Source organism: Parablautia sp. Marseille-Q6255 (genome assembly GCF_951230155.1).
Taxonomy (GTDB): domain Bacteria; phylum Bacillota; class Clostridia; order Lachnospirales; family Lachnospiraceae; genus Choladousia.
In genome coordinates, this window is the sequence record NZ_CATNVD010000011.1 from 19,990 (window position 1) to 39,653 (window position 19,664).

The following is a 19,664-nucleotide window of genomic DNA, read 5'->3' on the forward strand; positions in this document are numbered from 1 at the left end:
TAAGATAAAATGAAAAGAGAACATTTGTTCTTTTTGCGAGGCAGGAAGGATGATTGTCAAAGAAGAAAAATTACTGGCACATCATTTGTCAGACACTGTCTGACAAATTAAGAAAAGCGGTGTGGCTTTGAAATTATCAGAATTGTTGGGAGAACATTAAAAAATCTGAATGATAAAATGTTGTTAAATGAAGCTAAAAGTGAAGCTGAAAATATAAATTTGACTGACCTTGAAAAAAGACTGTGCGAATTATTGCAGGAAAATTCTAAAATAATACAATCAGAGATACAAAAATGACTTGATATTTCCAGAAGTAAGGTCCAAAGAACAATGAAAAAGCTGGCAAATGAAGGAATTATTATTAATGCAGGATCTCATAGAAGGGCACATTGGAAAATTAGGATGTATTCATAAAGGAGGGTACTTTCATGGATCATTTTGAATTAGTATCAGAATATACTCCAACCGGCTTCAGCAAAACCTTCACGATGGCAAACGTCATCATACAATTGAATAAACCAACTTTGATTCTTGCATATAATAAAACTCTGGCTACTTAGTTATATGGAGAGTTCAAATGGAGAGTTCAAAGAATTTTTTCTGAATAATGCGGTAGAGTATTTTGTGAGTTAGTGTGTCGGAGTCGGAAAAAGAGGTATATTTAGTGCTTTCCATGCTATTTCGTCCAAATTTTGTGGTTTTTGGTAGATTAGATTCGCAATGAGAAAAAGAGGGGATAAGATGAATAAAGAACATGAGATTGTATTGTATCAGATAGATAAAACGAATATATGTGTCAGTGTTTTCTTCAGTGAAGAGACTTTCTGGATGACGCAGAAGGCGATGGCAGAATTGTTTGACTGTTCTACGGATAATATTTCTTTGCATTTAAAGAACATTTTCCGAGAAGAAGAATTAGATGAAAAGTCAACTACCGAGTTTTTCTCGGTAGTTCAAAAAGAGGGAAATAGAAATGTATCACGAAATACAAAATGTTATAATTTGGATGCAATAATCGCAGTTGGTTATAGAGTAAATTCAAAAAAAGCAACATGCTTTCGACAGTGGGCAACAAAAACATTAAAAGAATATATCATAAAAGGCTTTGTACTTAATGATGATATGTTAAAAAATGGTAAGCCTTTTGGAAAAGATTATTTTGATGAATTGCTGGAGCGTATTCGAGAAATAAGAGCGAGTGAACGAAGGGCATATCAAAAAATAACAGATGTATTTGAACAATGCAGCTATGATTATGATAAGAATAGTGAAACAACAAAGGCCTTTTATGCGTTTGTTCAGAATAAGTTGCATTTTGCCATAACCGGAAAGACTGCAGCGGAACTTATATATGAACGTGCTGATTCTGAAAAACCATCTATGGGATTAACTACATGGAAAGACGCACCGAACGGTAAAATATTGAAACGAGATATCGGTATTGCTAAAAACTATTTAAATGAAAAAGAATTGACCCGTCTTAATCGTCTGGTAACAATGTTCATCGATTATGCCGAATTGATGGCGGAAGATGGGGTGTTAATGAGTATGCAGGATTGGGTTGAACAGACAAACCAATTTTTAATGAATAATAGAAGAAAAGTACTTTCAGGAAAGGGCAAGGTATCTCATGAAGTAGCTTTAAAAAGAGCTGAAAAAGAATATGAGACCTTTCGGATAAAACAAGATCGAGAATATGTTTCAGAGTTTGATCGAGAGGTAGAAAAGTATTTAAAGGGCTAAACATAGTAAAGTGAAGAGGATATTTGGGTGAGAAATCAAACGGTTAATGACAAAGTAAAAATATTTATTAGTTCTGGAATAGATGAAAAATTTACAATAGTACATCATAAGATATAGATTCATAGGAGGATTTCATGGATCATTTTGAATTAGTATCAGAATATGCTCCAACCGGCGACCAGCCGCAGGCGATCGACCAACTTGTCAAAGGCTTCAAAGAAGGCAACCAGTGCCAGACTTTACTGGGGGTTACGGGTTCAGGTAAGACGTTCACCATGGCGAACGTCATCGCACAATTGAATAAACCAACGCTGATTCTTGCACACAATAAAACGCTGGCTGCTCAGTTATATGGAGAGTTCAAAGAATTCTTTCCGAATAATGCAGTAGAGTACTTTGTGTCCTACTATGATTATTATCAACCGGAGGCGTATGTCCCGTCGTCAGATACGTATATTGCAAAAGATTCTTCGATCAATGATGAGATTGACAAGCTGCGTCTGTCAGCCACGGCATCGCTGGTAGAGCGGAAGGATGTCATTATTGTTTCCAGTGTATCGTGCATTTACGGGATCGGAAGCCCGGAGGATTATAAAGAGCTTGTCGTTTATCTGAGGCAGGGACAGGAGAAGGACCGCGACGAGGTGATGCGGGCGCTGGTAGATATCCAGTATGACCGCAATGACATGGATTTTCACAGAGGTACGTTCCGTGTGCGCGGCGATGTGCTGGAGATATTTCCTGCCAATTCGGACGATTATGCGTATCGTGTGGAGTTTTTCGGAGATGAGATCGATCGGATCACGGAGATCGACGTGCTGACTGGAACGATTCGCAGAGGACTTGAGTTTATCGCGGTTTTTCCGGCATCGCATTACGTTGTGCCGATGGACAAGATCCTTTCTGCCGCAAAGGCGATCGAAGAAGAGCTGGAAGAGCGTGTGACGTTTTTTAAAAGTGAGGATAAGCTTCTGGAAGCACAGAGGATTGCGGAGCGGACAAATTTTGATGTGGAAATGCTGCGGGAGACGGGCTTTTGCTCAGGCATAGAGAACTACTCCAGGCATCTGGCAGGGCTTCCGGCAGGAGCTACGCCGAATACGCTGATTGATTATTTCGGAGATGATTATCTGCTGATCATTGATGAGTCGCACAAGACGATCCCGCAGGTGCGCGGAATGTTCGCAGGAGATCAGTCGCGGAAGACGACGCTTGTAGATTATGGATTTCGTCTGCCGTCTGCGAAGGATAACCGCCCCTTGAATTTTGATGAGTTTGAGAGTAAGCTTGATCAGATCCTGTTTGTGTCCGCGACACCGGGAGAATATGAGGCGGAGCATGAGCTTTTGCGTGCAGAGCAGATAATCCGGCCGACGGGACTCCTGGATCCCAGGGTAGAGGTTCGTCCGGTACAGGGGCAGATTGATGATCTGATCAGTGAGATCAATAAGGAGATTGACGCAGGAAATAAGGTTCTCGTCACGACACTGACCAAGCGGATGGCAGAGGATCTGACGGATTATATGAAGGAGGTTGGCATTCGGGTACGGTACCTCCATTCAGATATCGATACGCTGGAGCGGACAGAGATTATCCGCGATATGCGTCTCGATGTGTTTGACGTACTGGTCGGTATTAACCTGCTTCGTGAGGGGCTTGATATTCCGGAGATCTCTCTCGTGGCGATTCTGGATGCAGACAAAGAAGGATTTCTGCGCTCATCGGTGTCTCTGATCCAGACGATCGGACGTGCGGCGAGAAATGCGCAGGGGCATGTGATCATGTATGCGGATGTGATCACGGATTCTATGCGCGTAGCGATCGAGGAGACGCAGAGAAGGCGTGAGATCCAGGAGCAGTATAATAAGGAGCACGGGATCACGCCGCAGACGATCAGGAAAGCAGTGCGTGACCTGATCAGTATTTCAAAGGAAATCGCAAAGGAAGAGAAAAAACTGGAGAAGGATCCGGAATCCATGACGCGTGAGGAACTCGAAAAGTTTATCGGGGAAGTACAAAAGCAGATGAAAAAGGCGGCTTCGGAGCTGGATTTCGAATCAGCAGCACAGCTGCGTGACCAGATGATCTCTCTGAAAAAGCATTTACAGGAGCTTGGCGAGGAAGAATAACACAGCAGTAACAGAAAGATATAAGGATGGATATAGAGATGGATAAAAAACAGTATATCAGGATCAGAGGAGCGAATGAGCATAACCTCAAGAATGTGGACCTGGAGATCCCGCGCAATAAATTCGTAGTGCTGACCGGACTTTCCGGTTCGGGAAAGTCGTCTCTGGCATTTGACACGATCTATGCGGAGGGGCAGCGCAGATATATGGAATCACTTTCTTCCTATGCGCGCCAGTTTTTGGGGCAGATGGAAAAGCCGGATGTGGAGAGCATTGAGGGGCTGCCGCCGGCTATCTCGATCGATCAGAAATCGACCAACCGGAATCCCCGCTCAACAGTCGGTACAGTGACAGAGATTTATGATTATTTTCGACTCCTGTATGCAAGGATCGGTGTTCCGCACTGTCCAAAGTGCGGAAAGGAGATTAAGAAACAGAGTGTAGATCAGATGGTGGATCAGCTTATGGCGCTTCCTGAACGTTCCCGTATTCAGCTGCTGGCTCCGGTTGTCCGGGGGCGGAAGGGCGAGCATGTGAAGCTTCTGGATCAGGCCAGGCGCAGCGGTTTTGTGCGTGTGCGCATTGACGGAAGTCTTTATGAGCTGACAGAGGAGATTAAGCTGGACAAAAATATCAAGCATAATATCGAGATTGTAGTAGACCGTCTGATCGTAAAGCCAGGGATCGAAAAGCGGCTGGCGGATTCTATGGAAACGGTGCTGGACCTTGCAAACGGGCTTGCATTTGCAGAGGTGCAGCGTGCGAAAACGGCGCAGGAGCAGGAACTGCAAAAGCAGAATATACAAGGCGGGACGGCGCCTGACGGCACAGGTACGCGGGAAAGTGCAGAGCCGGAGATTTTGCGGTTCAGCCAGAGCTTTTCCTGCCCTGACTGCGGGATCAGCATTGATGAGGTAGAGCCAAGAAGCTTTTCCTTTAATAATCCGTTTGGCGCCTGCCCGGACTGTTATGGACTGGGATATAAAATGGAGTTTGACATTGACCTGATGATTCCTGACCGTTCTCTTAGTATTATGGATGGGGCGATCACAGTTATGGGCTGGCAGTCCTGCACCGATAAAGGGAGTTTTACACGAGCGATTCTGGACGCGCTTGCAAAGGAATATAAGTTTGACCTTTCGACACCGTTTGAAAAGCTTTCTGAAAGTGTGCAGAATGTGCTGATACACGGAACAAACGGCCATGAGATCAAGGTGCATTATAAGGGGCAGAGAGGAGAAGGCGTCTATGATGTGGCATTTGAAGGGCTGATCCGGAATGTAGAGCGCAGGTACCGTGAGACGGGATCGGATACCATGAAACAGGAGTATGAAAGTTTTATGCGGATCACGCCGTGTAAATCCTGCCATGGTCAGAGACTGAAGCCGGCTGCTCTGGCAGTGACGGTGTGCGGAAAAAATATTTATGAGATCACATCCATGTCCATTGGCGATCTGCAGAAATTTCTGGAGGGGATGCAGCTTGGAGAGCAGCAGAGGCTGATCGGCCATCAGATTTTAAAAGAGATCCGGGCGCGCGTCGGCTTTCTGGTGGATGTAGGGCTGGATTATCTGAGCCTGGCACGGGCGACAGGGACGCTTTCCGGAGGCGAGGCGCAGAGGATCCGGCTGGCAACGCAGATCGGATCTGGTCTTGTCGGCGTTGCGTATATTCTGGATGAGCCGAGTATCGGACTGCATCAAAGAGATAATGACAAGCTGTTAAATACATTGAATAGCCTGCGTGATCTTGGCAATACTCTGATTGTGGTAGAACATGATGAGGACACGATGCGCGCAGCTGATTTTCTTGTTGACGTGGGACCCGGTGCGGGCGAACATGGAGGCGAGATCGTCGCAGCAGGAAGTGTAGAGGATGTGATCGCCAATGAGCGCTCCATTACAGGCGCTTATTTAAGCGGAAAGCTCTCCATCCCTGTTCCTGATGAGCGGCGCACACCGAGCGGCTGGCTGGAGGTGCGCGGCGCGCAGGAGAATAATCTGAAAAATATTACGGTGAAATTCCCGCTTGGCGTGATGACGTGTGTGACAGGTGTGTCGGGATCTGGAAAAAGCTCGCTGGTCAATGAGATCCTGTATAAGAGTCTGGCGCGGGAGCTGAATCATGCGCGGACGATACCGGGAAAGCATAAGATGATCCTCGGTATGGAGCAGCTTGACAAGGTGATCGACATTGACCAGTCGCCGATCGGTCGGACGCCGCGTTCCAATCCGGCGACGTATACCGGTGTGTTCGATCAGATCCGCGATCTGTTTGCCGCCACAGCAGATGCGAAAGCGCGCGGTTACAAAAAGGGCAGATTCAGCTTTAATATCAAAGGCGGGCGGTGTGAGGCGTGCAGCGGAGACGGTATTTTAAAGATCGAGATGCACTTCCTGCCGGATGTATATGTCCCGTGTGAGGTATGCCATGGGAAACGCTATAACAGAGAGACTCTGGAGGTCAAATATAAGGGAAAGACGATCTATGATGTACTGGATATGACGGTGGAGGAAGCGATGAAATTTTTTGAGCATATTCCTTCGATCCACAGAAAGATCGAAACGCTCAATGATGTAGGGCTTTCTTATATCAAGCTCGGGCAGCCGTCTACGACGCTTTCCGGAGGCGAGGCACAGCGGATCAAGCTCGCTACGGAGCTGAGCAGAAGAAGCACAGGAAAGACGGTTTATATTCTGGACGAGCCGACAACGGGACTGCATTTTGCAGATGTGCATAAGCTGGTCGATATTTTGCGCAGGTTGACGGAGGGCGGAAACACGGTGATCGTGATCGAGCATAATCTGGATGTGATCAAGACGGCAGACTATATCATTGATATAGGACCGGAAGGCGGAGACAGAGGAGGCACAGTCATTGCCCAGGGGACACCGGAGGAGATCGTTCAGGTGCCGGAATCTTATACCGGACAGTATGTCGCGAAATATCTGGCAGATCGATAAGGATGTGGATGCTCCAGAGCGGACAGACGGACAAAAGAAAACACCTGACGAAAGTCAGGTGTTTTCCGGAAAGAGAAAAATTTGGGTTGAAAAATGTTTGAGGGAGTACCTGACAGCGTGTGGATGCTGTCAGGTGTGAGTTATGAAATATATTAGCTGTTTGCTAATATGCTTATACTATAAAATAGAAATGTGTTCAAAATATGTCCACTTTATAAAGAAAACCGAAAGATACAAAGAAGAAATTTTAAAGAAAAAATGTCTTAAAAATAAACGGAAAATGTGGCACAGAAAAAAGTCTGACCGAAGCCAGACTTTTTAGGAAAGAGAAAAATTGGGTTGAAAATGTTTGAGGGAGTACCTGACAGCGTGTGGGTGCTGTCAGGTGTGAGTTATGAAATATATTAGCTGTTTGCTAATATGCTTATACTATAAAATAGAAATGTGTTTAAAGTATGTCTGCTTTCTAAAAAAAGCAGAAAAATAATTAAGAAATCCTTGCGTCTGAGGCGGGGAGGAATTGTGAAAAAAGGATAAAATAGGAAAAAGAAATTCCAATTTATCCGCAGGTATGATAGAATAGGAACACTTGGCAGTACAATTTATGCAGGAATCTGGAAAGGGGTATAAAAATGGCAGCTACGGATGTCGGAATTGATCTGGGGACAGCCAGTATATTGGTATATGTCAGAGGCAAGGGAGTTGTTCTGAAAGAGCCTTCTGTCGTGGCTTATGACAGAGATACAAATAAAATCAAGGCGATCGGGGAGGAAGCGCGCCTGATGCTTGGGAGGACTCCGGGCAATATCATAGCGGTCCGGCCGATGCGAAAGGGCGTGATCTCTGATTATACGGTGACCGAGCAGCTTCTGAAATACTTTATCCAGAAGGCGATCGGCAAGATGTCCTTTCGTAAGCCCCGCGTCAGTATCTGCGTACCGAGCAGCGTGACAGAGGTGGAGAAAAAGGCTGTGGAGGATGCGACGTATCAGGCGGGAGCCAGAGAGGTTCATATTATAGAGGAGCCGATCGCGGCAGCGATCGGGGCGGGGATCGACATTTCCAGACCGTGCGGCAACATGATCGTAGATATTGGCGGAGGGACGTGCGATGTGGCGGTGATCTCTCTGGACGGGATCGTAGTCAGCGCCTCGATCAAGGTCGCAGGCGATGATTTTGACGATGCGATCGTGAAGTATGTGCGGAAAAAATATGCGCTGATGATCGGAGAGCAGACGGCAGAGGAGATCAAGATCACGATCGGCACTGCATTTGAGAAACCGGAGCCGAAGGTGATGGAGGTCAAGGGAAGAGATATTGTCACAGGCCTCCCCAAGACGATCCATGTCACCTCGGAAGATACCAGAGATGCCCTGAAGGAAGTGACCGGGCAGATCGTAGACGCAGTACACAATGTCCTGGAGCGGACGCCGCCGGAGCTTGCGGCAGATGTTGTTGACCGGGGGATCGTGCTGACCGGAGGCGGAGCTTTGCTCAGCGGGCTGGAGGAGCTGATCGAGGCCCGCACCGGGATCAACACAATGACAGCAGAAGACCCCATGACGGCAGTCGCAGTAGGTACAGGAAAGTTCGTGGAACTGATGGCGGCAAATGGCAGAAGCAGCGAAAAATAAAAGCATTTGGATAAAATCAATCAGGTCCCATAGAAGGATGGAACTACCTCCGCTATGGGACTTTTTCAGATAGTATTTGGAGAATTATGGAAAGACTGGAAGGGTACATAGATCATATTATATATCGTAACAGCGAAAATGGATATACTGTAATGACACTCATAGCCGGGGCAGAGGAGATTACCTGCGTTGGGATGCTTTCCTATGTGGGCGAAGGGGAAAAGGTGGAGCTGCAGGGAGAGTATACCTCTCATCCTTCCTATGGAGAGCAGTTTAAAATAGAAAGCTGTACGGTGAAGCCGCCGGAGGATGCAGAATCCGTAGAACGCTATCTGGGCTCAGGAGCGATCCGCGGAGTGGGGACAGCGCTTGCGGCAAGGATCGTAAGGCGATTTGGCGCAGAGACATTTGATATTATCGACCGGGAGCCGGAGCGGCTTGCAGAGATTAAAGGGATCAGTGAACGCATGGCGAGGGAGATCGCACAGCAGGTGTATGAAAAACGGGATATGCGAAAGGCAATGATCTTTTTGCAGCAGTACGGGATCACGACGGCTCTGGCAGTGAAGATCTACCAGCAGTATAAGGAGGAGCTGTATAACGTATTGCAGGAAAATCCATATAAGCTTGCAGACGATATCAGCGGAGTAGGGTTTCGGATTGCAGATGAGATCGCGATGCGCGCAGGCGTACAGGCGGATTCTGAATATCGCATAAAGTGTGCCGTTTTTTATGTGCTGCAGCAGGCGGGCGGCGAAGGCCATATGTTTTTGCCAAAGGAGCAGCTCACCCAGCGTGCCGCACAGCTTCTGGGTGTGCCGCTTTCTGACATTGACCAGTATCTGATGGATCTGGCGATTGAACGCAGGATCATGATAAAAAAAGAGGAGGAGCAGGAACGGATCTACAGCGCCTCTGCCTATCTCACAGAAATGAGCACGGCGCGGATGCTGTGTGATCTTAATATCAACGGGGAGGTCAATGAGTCCGTCATACTGACCAAGATTGCCGCGATAGAAAAGGAGACCGGCACGGTACTGGACGAGAAGCAGAAGGAGGCGGTGATCGAGGCAGTACGCTGCGGACTTCTTGTGATCACGGGCGGTCCGGGTACAGGAAAAACGACAACGATTAATACGCTGATCTCCTATTTTGAATCGGAGGGGCTTCAGATCCTGCTGGCTGCGCCGACCGGACGGGCTGCGAAGCGGATGACGGAGGCAACGGGATATGAGGCGCGCACCATTCACCGTATGCTTGAGATTTCGGGACTGCAGGAGGAAAAGTCCGGCGGGTTTGAACGGAACGCGCAGAATCCGCTGGAGGCGGATGTGATCATTATTGATGAGATGTCGATGGTTGACATTTATCTGATGCACGCCCTGCTTGACGCAGTAACGGTCGGCACGCGCCTGATCATGGTGGGCGACCGCAACCAGCTGCCCTCTGTGGGACCAGGCAGTGTACTGAAGGACATTATTGATTCAAAGAAGGTGCCGGTCGTGCGTCTGACGAGGATTTTCCGCCAGGCATCAGAGAGCGATATTGTGGTGAATGCGCATAAGATCAACCGGGGAGAAAAGGTCTTACTGGATAATAAGAGCAGAGACTTCTTTTTTCTGAAAAGAAATGACGCAAATGTGATCATCAGTATTGTGATCCAGCTTGTGCGTGAGAAGATGCCGCGCTATGTAGACGCGAAGCCGTATGATATACAGGTGCTCACACCGATGCGCAAGGGACTTCTCGGTGTGGAGCGTCTGAACCGTATCCTGCAGCAGTATCTGAATCCGCCTGACCGCAGCAAGCGGGAGCACGAATACAATGGCGTGCTGTTCCGCGAGGGCGATAAGGTCATGCAGGTGAAGAACAATTATCAGATCGAGTGGGAAATAAGAGGAAGATACGGCATTCCGGTCGATAAAGGCATCGGCGTCTTTAATGGCGATATGGGAGTGATCCGTGAGATCAATCTGCATACCGAGCGGGTGACGGTAGAGTTTGATGAACAGCGTATGGTGGAATATCCATACGGCGCGCTGGAGGAACTGGAGCTGGCATACGCAGTGACGATCCACAAGTCGCAGGGGAGCGAGTATCCGGCAGTGGTGATCCCGCTGCTGGGAGGGCCGCGTATGCTTATGAACCGAAATCTGCTCTATACGGCTGTGACCCGGGCGAGAAAGTGTGTGACACTGGTGGGGGATGATATGGCATTTGAACAGATGATCGCAAACACGGTAGAACAGAAACGCTATACGGCGCTTGCAGGACGGATCCGGGAGCTTTCAGAGCAGGAGAGTGAGTGATCCTCCTGTCTTTGCAAGACGCATCTGCGCACGCATGGGGAGAGAGCAGGAAATGCCATGCACAGAGAGTCAGGACAGAAAAAATATATTATTGCACGGAAAAACAGTCAGACACTGCTCTGGTGGATCGGACAGCTGCTCTATCCTCCGCGCTGTGTGCTGTGCGACCGGGTAGTAGATATCCGGGACGGGGGATGCTGCCGGGAGTGCAGAGAACGTCTGCCGCGTATCAGGGGGCCCGTGTGTATGAAATGTGGTAAGCCGGCAGCACCGGAGCAGGAGTACTGTGAGGACTGCAGCAGATATCTGCATTATTTTGACTGCGGTACTGCGGCATTTACTTATACAGGGAAGCTGCGCCAGTCGGTTTACCGGATGAAATTTCAAAACAGAAGAGATTATATCAGCTTTTATGCAGAAGCTATGGCCGAGGCGCTGCGCCCTCATCTGACGCGATGGGCGGTGCAGCTGATCCTTCCGGTGCCGATGCATCCGCAAAAACGCCGTATACGGGGGTACAATCAGGCAGAGCTTCTGGCGCGTGAACTTGGCAGGCTGCTGGGGATTCCGGCGGATGACAGCGTGCTTCGCTGCGTGAAAAAAACAGATGCACAAAAAAAGCTGGATCGGAAAGACCGGATGAAGAACTTAAAAGGAAGCTTTTCCATCGAACATCTGCCTGCAAAGCTGCACAGAGTCCTGCTTGTCGATGATGTGTACACAACGGGGAGTACGGTGGATGAGATCAGCAGAGTTTTGAAATATGCAGGTGTGAAGAACGTATTTTTCGTGGTGATCTGCATTGGAAAAGGAAAAAAGACGGTATGCACGCCGCAAAAAATATGCTATAATAAGAAAGCCTGATATCTGGATACTGCATATCCGGGTCGATCGGGCAGTGACGAAAGGAAGGTCACGGAAGGATCAGAGACAGAAGGGAGACACGAAATGAATGCACTGAGATTGTGGCTGGGCAGTTATCTGAAGCTGTTTGCAAACACGGTTTCTGGAATGACATTTACGAATATTGTGGAAATATTGATTCTGGCTGTGGTTGTCTATAATGTTCTTCTCTGGATTAAAAATACAAAGGCATGGACGCTTTTAAAAGGGATCGTTGTACTGGCAGTATTTGTGTTCGTGGTGTATGTACTTCGGATGGATACTCTGATTTTTATTGTACAGCGGGGATTTGACATCGCAGTTATTGCAGCGCTCGTTATCTTTCAGCCGGAGCTGCGGCGTGCGCTGGAGCAGCTTGGAGAAAAGCAGATTGTTTCATCTCTGATCCCGATCATTGATACAGGGCGGGAGGTGTCGGAGCGTTTCAGCGATAAGACCGTCAATGAGATCGTAAAGGCTGCGGTAGAGATGGGACGCGCGCGAACAGGAGCACTGATCGTGATCGAGTGCAATATCCGTCTGGATGAGTATGAGAGAACTGGGATCACGCTGGATTCGGTGGTGACGAGCCAGCTGCTGATCAATATATTTGAGCATAATACGCCGCTCCATGACGGAGCAGTGATTGTCAGAGGAAACCGGATCACGTCTGCGACGTGCTATCTTCCGCTTTCTGACAATATGATGCTGAGCAAGGAACTCGGAACGCGTCACAGAGCAGGCGTGGGGATCAGCGAGGTGACAGACTCCTTTACGGTTATTGTTTCGGAGGAAACGGGAGCGATCTCTGTAGCGCATAAAGGGCAGCTTCAGCGCAATATTACGCCTGAGGCATTGAAGGAGCGGCTGATCGTACTGCAGAATAAGTCTGTGAATTCAAAGAAATTCAAGTTCTGGAAAGGTTGGAATAAGAATGAAGCGTAAATGGACCGGCAATCTCAGCCTGAAATTCCTGTCGCTTTTCGTGGCGTTTCTCATCTGGCTTTTGGTTACGAATGTAAATAATCCGACAAGGGCGCAGCTGTACCGTGATGTGAAGATCAATATCATTAACGAGGACAGTGTGACCGAGATCGACAAGGTTCTGGATATTGTTTCAGAGGAGACTGTGACGATAAAGGTAACAGCCCCGAAGAACATCCGCGAAAATCTGACAAAAGACTCTTTTACGGTCATAGCGGATATGGAGAACTTAAATGGGATGAGTACGGTCCCGCTCACAGTGACATGCAGCAATCCTGCCGTCACATGGGCGAATATGGAGATCGTTCCGGCTACTTTGAAGGTAGAGCTGGAGCAGAAAAAGCAGAGCGAGTTTGGCGTGAATATCGAATTTACCGGAGAGCAGCAGGAAGGCTACGCGATCGGAAAGACTGAGATCGTGCAGGGAAAAAGCGTGCAGATCGCAGGACCTGAGAGTATCATCAACCGGATCGGACAGGTCAAGGCTACGGTCAATATCAGCCAGATCAACTCAAACCAGCGTCTGACGGGTGAGCTGAAGATCTACGATAAGAACGGGGATCCGGTATCCATGGATCGTCTGCAGATCATGGATTCATCCGGTGTGATCCTTTCCAATAATAACGTACTGGTCGATGTGTCTGTCTGGGAGGTGCGCAATATCCCGCTCAAGGTGGATGTGTCAGGCACACCGAAAGACGGCTACCGTCTGACCAAGGTGACTCCGGTTCCGGCAAGCGTAAAGCTCGCGGGTACAGAAGAAGCCTTTGAGAAGCTGGGACAGAATCTGACACTTTCCGATATGATTTCCGTTGAGGGAGTATCGGAGAGCTTCACAGAGACGATCGATCTGACAGAGACGATTGCTGTTTTATCTGATCTGAAGCTGGTAGAGGAGGCTGATCCGCTGATCAATGTCTCTGTACAGCTTGAAAAGACCGGCGATCACACACTGGAGATCCCGCTTTCCAGTCTTGAGGTGTTAAACCGTCCGGAAAATATGGTGCTGAGTTTTTCACCGGCAGATCAGATTTCTGTTGTCCTCCATTCAGAGGATGAGAATGCAGCGATCGGGCTGAGTGATATCCGCGCAAGCATTGATCTGGCAGCGTGCTCCAGCGAGGGTACCTTTGAGATACCGGTGAAGCTGGAGGTTCCGGATGGCTATTCACTCGTGTCAGAGGTAAAGCTTGTAGTGACATCAGAAAAGCCGTTGGTGGAGAGTGCGGCAGACGGGACATGACGCACAGACAGGAGTCCTGCGGCACGGCTGGATGCAGCCCTGACAGATAAAAACTGCATGAGATACCGGAGAGATATAGGAGGAAATGCAGATGCTGGAAAAACAGATAACAATACAGATTCCTGACGGGCTGCATTTGCGTCCGGCAAAAGAGCTTTGTCAGCTTGCAGGAAGGTACGAATCACGGATCCTGCTCAGATACCGCAATAAGGAGTTTGATGCCAAAAGTCTTCTGGGCGTATTGAGCGCCTGTGTACAGTATGGAGATGTGATCACTGTGGTGAGCAGCGGGGCAGATGAGGAACAGGCCCTGGCGGCGCTTGCGAAGCTTTTGGAAAGCGATACCGTATAAAGCGCAGAGCAGGAAACAGGAGTGCAGAAGGTGCAGCCTGTATAAAAAAGCGGCAAATAAAAAAGAATACAGATAATAAAAATCCCCGGCCATTCGGTCGGGGATTTTTATTATCTGATGATCAGGCATTCGGATCAGTCGGATCATAATTCTGATTCAGAGGAATCTTTGGCGCCTGCTCGATCGTAACATACTTCGGAGCTGCCACAGAATCACTTACGATAACCTTGGTGCCTACCGGAACATTGTCATACAGCCACTTTGCATGCTTTACTGTGAGTCGGATACATCCGGCGGAAGCCGGCTGCCCAAGCTGATTGTAAGCAGATGCATTCAGTGAGTGGTTGTCGTACGGGCGGGTATTTGGCACGGAGTGGAACAGGATATCACTCGTAATGTGTGAACAATACTGTCCCCAGGACGGTCCCATCAGCTCATGCCAGCGAAGCTTATCCATGATGCGGAAGGTTCCGGTCGGAGTACTTACTCCATCCCGCGCAGTCGAGCAGACAAATGCTTTTACAGGAGTACTGCCGCGGTATACGGCAACGAAGCATTTCTTTCTGTTTACCTCGACTCTCCATTCACCGGTCGGTGAGGTGGAGATCGCTCCGCTTGTGCCGAAGTCGTATACCTTGCCGTCTATGGTGTGGCGTCCCTTGTACATCTTTCCTGTCGTTTTATCGAAGTAGTAATACTTTGAATTTTCAAGCAGCCAGCCGGTACGCATAGCGCCGTCATTGTTGAAGTAGTACCAGCTTCCTCCGATCTGTGCCCAGCCTACCTTGGCTGCTCCGTAGGTGGAGGAGGTCTTTACAGGGTTGAGATAGTATTTCTTGCCTCTGTAGGAGAACCATCCGGTCTTCATGACGCCGTTTTTCTTTTTCATGTAGTACCTGCGGCCGTTTACGGTCTGCCAGCCTTTGCGGCGTGCGCCGTTTGATAGGGAGAAGTAGGTCTTTCCATTGACGGTAAAGAAGCCCGTCTGCATCACGCCCTTGCTGTCAAAGTAGTAGACGTGCTTGCCGATCTTGTACCAGCCGTTTTCTGCGCGCGCACCGTCTGCCGCAGGATCGAGATAGTACTTTTTGCCCTTGAGGGTCAGCCAGCCTGTTTTGCGCCGGCCGTTTGAGTCGAAGTAGTAACGGCGCTTCGTTCCGCTGCTGTCCTTGAGCTTTGCCCAGGAATTTTTCTTTGCGGCTCCGGTTGATTTGGCAAAGAAGTATGTATAGTCGCCGATCTTTACGTATCCTGTCTGGCGCTGTCCGGTCAGAGGATTGAAGTAGTAGAAGTTACTGTTGATCTTCTGAAGTCCGGTTTTGAGCACGCCCTTTTTATTTTTCGGATAGTAGTATTTTCCGTCGTAGGACGATCTGCCGTACCTGGTCATGACGCCGTTCGTTGTCACATGATAGAGCTTTTTCCCTACCTTGATCGTGCCAAGTCTGATCGTGCCGGTGGGGTCTGCGTAGTAGCGCTTTCCCTTATGCGTTACCCACTGCTTTGTGAGGACTGTACCGTTGCCCGACGGATGGAAATAGTAATACTCATCCGAGTCGGCGTCAAGCCGTGCGAGTCCGCGCATGCCGGTAGCGAGCTTTCCGTCAGACGGTTTGAAAAAGTAGGTCGCATCGCCGATCTTTACCGGACCGCCGGTGCGGTAGCCGCTCGCGTTGAAATAGTAGGTGGAGCCGCCCAGGGTCTGCATACCGGTCAGCCGAGAGCCGTTCTGCACGTAATAGGAACCGTTCGCGTCGGTATTCCACCCTTCGTTCGCGGCGGATACAGTAGCTATTGTGTCTGCGAATCCGAGCTGCGCTCCAAGTGCGGGAGCGGCAAAGGCAAGACCGGATGCCAGCAGAAACGCAGATGCCAGATGTTTGATTTTCATAATATCCTCCCATACTGTTTTTACATCTATACTTATTTTCCTAGTCTTCGTATTCATTATATCTGCCGGTAAAACAGAATTCAAGGGCAGCAGGAGGAAAAAATCTTAATATTTTCCTAAAAGTAAAACAGATATTTTCCCAGATATTTCCCAGATATTTTCCTGAAGGCATTTTAGATACAGAAGGTTGTCATTTTTTTCGAAGTGTTCTATAATATGATGAAACCAAGGAGGAGTGAAAATAAGAGTGAGAAAGAGAGAGCGGTATAAGAGACTGATGATGTTCCTTGCCTCTGTGCTGATCGTGGCGGTACAGACAGGAGCATTTGCTTATGCATGGTTTCATACGTACCATGTAAAAGAAATCATAGGAAGAAGATACGGGTACTGGGGGCACTGGGCGCTGATCGTGCTGTATGCGCTGATGGTCGTGCTGGTATCCAAGCTTTTTGGCGCCTTTAAGGTGGGGTATCAGCGAGTGCTGGATGTGCTTTTGTCACAGATATTTTCGGTGCTGCTGGTAAATGCGGTCGCATATCTGCAGCTTGCGCTGATCGGACGATGGAGATTCCTTCATTATATTACGCCTATGCTGCGCGTGACGGCGGTGAATCTGGTCGCGGTCATCCTGTGGGTGCTGCTGATGCGGCTGATCTATGCAAAAATTTATCCGCCGCATGAGATCCTGCTGATCTATGGCGGCATGAGTCCGAAGGCTCTGATGAAAAAAATGGCAGAGCGTAAGGACAAATACCATATTTCCGGGACTATTTCGCTGAAAGAAGGGACAGAAAAGATCAAAGCGGAGATTCCAAAATATGAGGCAGTCATGATTGGGGATATTCCGTCTCATGAGCGGAATCTTTTCCTGAAGTACTGTTTTGAACAGAACAAGCGCTGCTACTGTCAGCCAAAGATCTCAGATATTATGATCATGAGCGCGGAAAAGATCCATCTGTTTGATACGCCGCTTCTTCTGTTCCGCAACTGCGGACTGACGGTGGAAAAGCAGGTGGTGAAGCGGCTGTTTGATCTGGTGTGCTCCACGCTCATGCTGGTGCTTTTGTCGCCGCTGTTTCTTGTGATCGCGCTGCTGGTAAAATGCTACGATGGAGGACCTGTTTTTTATAAGCAGGAGCGTCTGACAAAAGATGGAAAGGTGTTCATGCTTTATAAATTCCGCAGCATGCGGGTGGATTCGGAGAAGGAGGGCGCGCGTCTTGCGATGAAAGGCGACAGCCGCGTCACCCCTGTCGGGAAGGTACTGCGCAATATTCATTTTGACGAGCTTCCGCAGCTGCTGAATATTATCGCGGGGGATATGTCTTTGGTCGGTCCGCGTCCGGAGCGCCCGGAGATCGCAGAGCAGTATACCAGAGACATCCCGGAGTTTCCGTACCGCTTGAAAGTAAAAGCCGGACTCACAGGCTACGCGCAGGTTTATGGAAAGTACAATACAACGCCGTACGACAAATTAAAGCTGGATCTGACCTATATTGAGAACTATTCCTTTGTACTCGACCTGCAGCTGATCGCTACGACGATCAAAATCCTGTTCCAGAAGGAAAACACAGAGGGCGTAGAAAAATGGCAGGTGACGGCTGCTTCCACGCGCACAGAGCCGGAAAAGGAGCAGGCGCCGGATCTGGAGAAAGAGAGAGAGGAAAATGGAAGCAAACAAAACGTCTGATATTCTGATATCGGTCGTGATCCCGGCATACGGCTGCGCGGACACGATCGGGGCTGCGATTGAGTCAGCGCTCTCCCAGGAGATCGGGCTGGAGATCCTGGTTATAAATGATCAGTCCCCGGACGATCTTGATGATGTCATGAGACAGTATGAGGGGCTGCCTCAGGTGCGCTATCTCAGAAATGAGAAGAATCTCGGAGCTGCTGCGACAAGAAACAGAGGAGTCCGTCTGGCGCGCGGACCGTATGTGGCATTTCTGGATGGAGATGACTGGTGGGAAAAAGGAAAGCTTCAAAAGCAGCTTGCAAAGCTGGAGGCAAAGCACGCGGTCCTGTGCTCGACAGGCAGGGAACTCGTGACGCCGGATGGTCAGCTGACCGGGCGTCTGATCGGCGTGCAGGAAGAGATCACATACCGGGCGATTTTGCGCCACAACTGCATCAACTGTTCTTCGGTACTGGTGCGTACAGATGTGGCCAGAGAATTCCCAATGTGCCATGAGGATAGCCATGAGGATTATATTACATGGATCGGGATTTTGAAAAAATACGGACGGGCAGTCGGAATCAATGAGCCGTTGCTGAAATACAGGCTGAGTACCGGCGGAAAATCGGGGAATAAATGGAAATCTGCAAAAATGACATACCGGGCATACCGCTATGCGGGATTTACCGTCCCGGCTTCGCTGTGGCATTTTGCAACATATGCAGTGTGCGGCGTCTGGAAATATGGCTGTGCGTATCTGGGGCAGAGACTGCACTGACCGGGCACACCCCGGAGGACGGCGGGACCAGCAGAAATCTGCTTGCCGGCAGACGGGGACGTATGATAAAATGATTGCAGAAGCGGGGCGCAGACAGGGCGCTCCCCAAAGGAAAAATAAAAGATACAAAAATACGGAGGAACATTATGATTCAGAAACTGATCGCAAACATCAAAAAAACAAACGCACCAATCGTGGTAGGTCTTGATCCGATGCTGGGCTTTATCCCGGAGCATGTGACGAAAAAAGCATATGCCGAGTTTGGAGAGACGCTGGAGGGAGCTGCGGAGGCGGCATGGCAGTTCAACAAAGCAATCGTAGACGAGATCTGGGATCTCATCCCGGCAGTAAAGCCTCAGATTGCGATGTATGAGCAGTTTGGACTTCCGGGACTTGCAGTATTTAAGAGAACGGTAGATTACTGCAAGGAGAAAGGACTGGTGGTCATCGGTGATGTGAAGCGCGGTGATATCGGATCGACATCAGCGGCATATGCGACGGCGCATATGGGCAGAGTGAAGGTAGGAGACAGCGTGCTGACACCGTTCGGAGAGGATTTTGTGACGGTCAATCCGTATCTTGGAACAGATGGTATCAAGCCGTTTATTGATGTATGTAAAGAAGAAAAGACAGGACTTTTTATTCTCGTAAAGACCTCAAACCCGTCAAGCGGAGAGTTTCAGGATCAGCTTGTGAACGGCAGACCGCTGTATGAGCTGGTCGGAGAGAAGGTGGCTGAGTGGGCTGACTCCTTCATGGGAGACACATACAGCTATGTAGGAGCTGTTGTCGGCGCGACCTATCCGGAGATGGGCAAGGTGCTGCGCCGCGTGATGCCGAAGTCCTTTATCCTTGTGCCGGGCTACGGCGCTCAGGGCGGCAAGGCAGAGGATCTGGTGCATTACTTTAATGAGGATGGCCTGGGGGCGATCGTGAACTCTTCAAGAGGGATCATTGCGGCATATAAGCAGGAAAAATACGCATCCTTTGGAGCTTTGGATTTTGCAAAGGCGAGCCGTCAGGCAGTGATCGATATGATCGAGGATATCAATGGCGCGCTGCAGAGCCGTTAAGTAAAGGC

13 protein-coding genes and 1 pseudogene are annotated in these 19,664 nt (G+C 48.9%); 13 read left to right on the top strand and 1 reads right to left on the bottom strand.

From position 1 onward, the window contains the following. Positions 1 to 428: 428 nt before the first annotated feature. The 10 genes and pseudogenes from QOX44_RS09575 to QOX44_RS09620 form a co-directional block, all read left to right on the top strand. Positions 429 to 630 (top strand): annotated as a pseudogene (locus QOX44_RS09575) (hypothetical protein); the annotation flags it as partial. A gap of 111 nt (positions 631 to 741) precedes the next feature. Then, on the top strand, positions 742 to 1,743 hold the full coding sequence (locus QOX44_RS09580) for a virulence RhuM family protein (protein ID WP_283682889.1): 1,002 nt from the start codon (positions 742 to 744) through the stop codon (positions 1,741 to 1,743). A 134-nt stretch (positions 1,744 to 1,877) separates the two neighbouring features. Next, the gene (gene uvrB, locus QOX44_RS09585) at positions 1,878 to 3,872 is read left to right on the top strand and encodes an excinuclease ABC subunit UvrB (protein ID WP_283682891.1); all 1,995 of its coding nucleotides are present in this window, start codon (positions 1,878 to 1,880) and stop codon (positions 3,870 to 3,872) included. Between the two features lie 38 nt (positions 3,873 to 3,910). Continuing rightward, a complete protein-coding gene (gene uvrA / locus QOX44_RS09590) occupies positions 3,911 to 6,835 on the top strand; it encodes an excinuclease ABC subunit UvrA (protein ID WP_331488364.1) in 2,925 nt (974 codons plus the stop codon). Between the two features lie 632 nt (positions 6,836 to 7,467). Then, positions 7,468 to 8,469, top strand: coding sequence for a rod shape-determining protein (locus QOX44_RS09595; protein WP_283682893.1), 1,002 nt, complete (start codon positions 7,468 to 7,470; stop codon positions 8,467 to 8,469). A gap of 86 nt (positions 8,470 to 8,555) precedes the next feature. Beyond that, positions 8,556 to 10,778 (top strand): SF1B family DNA helicase RecD2, encoded by a 2,223-nt coding sequence (gene recD2, locus QOX44_RS09600; protein ID WP_283682894.1) that lies wholly within the window; start codon positions 8,556 to 8,558, stop codon positions 10,776 to 10,778. Between the two features lie 57 nt (positions 10,779 to 10,835). Continuing rightward, positions 10,836 to 11,642: a ComF family protein gene (locus QOX44_RS09605; protein ID WP_283682895.1), complete on the top strand. Its 807-nt coding sequence runs from the start codon at positions 10,836 to 10,838 to the stop codon at positions 11,640 to 11,642. A gap of 84 nt (positions 11,643 to 11,726) precedes the next feature. Further along, on the top strand, positions 11,727 to 12,605 hold the full coding sequence (gene cdaA / locus QOX44_RS09610; RefSeq protein ID WP_283682896.1) for a diadenylate cyclase CdaA: 879 nt from the start codon (positions 11,727 to 11,729) through the stop codon (positions 12,603 to 12,605). Then, positions 12,595 to 13,887 carry a CdaR family protein gene (locus tag QOX44_RS09615; protein WP_283682897.1) on the top strand — a complete coding sequence of 431 codons (1,293 nt, stop codon included), beginning with the start codon at positions 12,595 to 12,597 and terminating at the stop codon, positions 13,885 to 13,887. The genes cdaA and QOX44_RS09615 overlap by 11 nt, the downstream gene beginning before the upstream one ends. Before the next feature lie 91 nt (positions 13,888 to 13,978). Next, entirely contained in the window at positions 13,979 to 14,239 is a 261-nt protein-coding gene (locus QOX44_RS09620; protein ID WP_283682898.1) for an HPr family phosphocarrier protein, read from the top strand. Between the two features lie 121 nt (positions 14,240 to 14,360). Here QOX44_RS09620 and QOX44_RS09625 read toward each other — a convergent pair whose 3' ends face one another. Next, positions 14,361 to 16,130, bottom strand: coding sequence for a L,D-transpeptidase family protein (locus QOX44_RS09625; protein WP_283682900.1), 1,770 nt, complete (start codon positions 16,128 to 16,130; stop codon positions 14,361 to 14,363). 247 nt (positions 16,131 to 16,377) lie between these two features. Between QOX44_RS09625 and QOX44_RS09630 the strand changes: the two genes are divergently transcribed. The 3 genes from QOX44_RS09630 (at position 16,378) to pyrF (ending at position 19,656) form a co-directional block, all read left to right on the top strand. Further along, positions 16,378 to 17,820, top strand: a complete 1,443-nt coding sequence (locus QOX44_RS09630; RefSeq protein WP_283682901.1) for a sugar transferase — start codon at positions 16,378 to 16,380, stop codon at positions 17,818 to 17,820. Continuing rightward, a complete protein-coding gene (locus QOX44_RS09635) occupies positions 17,798 to 18,583 on the top strand; it encodes a glycosyltransferase family 2 protein (RefSeq protein WP_283682902.1) in 786 nt (261 codons plus the stop codon). Before QOX44_RS09630 ends, QOX44_RS09635 begins: the two co-directional genes overlap by 23 nt. Positions 18,584 to 18,729: 146 nt before the next feature. Beyond that, positions 18,730 to 19,656 (top strand): orotidine-5'-phosphate decarboxylase, encoded by a 927-nt coding sequence (gene pyrF, locus QOX44_RS09640; protein WP_283682903.1) that lies wholly within the window; start codon positions 18,730 to 18,732, stop codon positions 19,654 to 19,656. Positions 19,657 to 19,664: the final 8 nt, after the last annotated feature.

Bases quoted from the DNA above. Each gene is read 5' to 3' on its own strand.
- QOX44_RS09580 (WP_283682889.1), top strand. From the start codon at position 742: ATGAATAAAGAACATGAGATTGTATTGTATCAGATAGATAAAACGAAT.
- uvrB (WP_283682891.1), top strand. From the start codon at position 1,878: ATGGATCATTTTGAATTAGTATCAGAATATGCTCCAACCGGCGACCAG.
- uvrA (WP_331488364.1), top strand. From the start codon at position 3,911: ATGGATAAAAAACAGTATATCAGGATCAGAGGAGCGAATGAGCATAAC.
- QOX44_RS09595 (WP_283682893.1), top strand. From the start codon at position 7,468: ATGGCAGCTACGGATGTCGGAATTGATCTGGGGACAGCCAGTATATTG.
- recD2 (WP_283682894.1), top strand. From the start codon at position 8,556: ATGGAAAGACTGGAAGGGTACATAGATCATATTATATATCGTAACAGC.
- QOX44_RS09605 (WP_283682895.1), top strand. From the start codon at position 10,836: ATGCACAGAGAGTCAGGACAGAAAAAATATATTATTGCACGGAAAAAC.
- cdaA (WP_283682896.1), top strand. From the start codon at position 11,727: ATGAATGCACTGAGATTGTGGCTGGGCAGTTATCTGAAGCTGTTTGCA.
- QOX44_RS09615 (WP_283682897.1), top strand. From the start codon at position 12,595: ATGAAGCGTAAATGGACCGGCAATCTCAGCCTGAAATTCCTGTCGCTT.
- QOX44_RS09620 (WP_283682898.1), top strand. From the start codon at position 13,979: ATGCTGGAAAAACAGATAACAATACAGATTCCTGACGGGCTGCATTTG.
- QOX44_RS09625 (WP_283682900.1), bottom strand. From the start codon at position 16,130: ATGAAAATCAAACATCTGGCATCTGCGTTTCTGCTGGCATCCGGTCTT.
- QOX44_RS09635 (WP_283682902.1), top strand. From the start codon at position 17,798: ATGGAAGCAAACAAAACGTCTGATATTCTGATATCGGTCGTGATCCCG.
- pyrF (WP_283682903.1), top strand. From the start codon at position 18,730: ATGATTCAGAAACTGATCGCAAACATCAAAAAAACAAACGCACCAATC.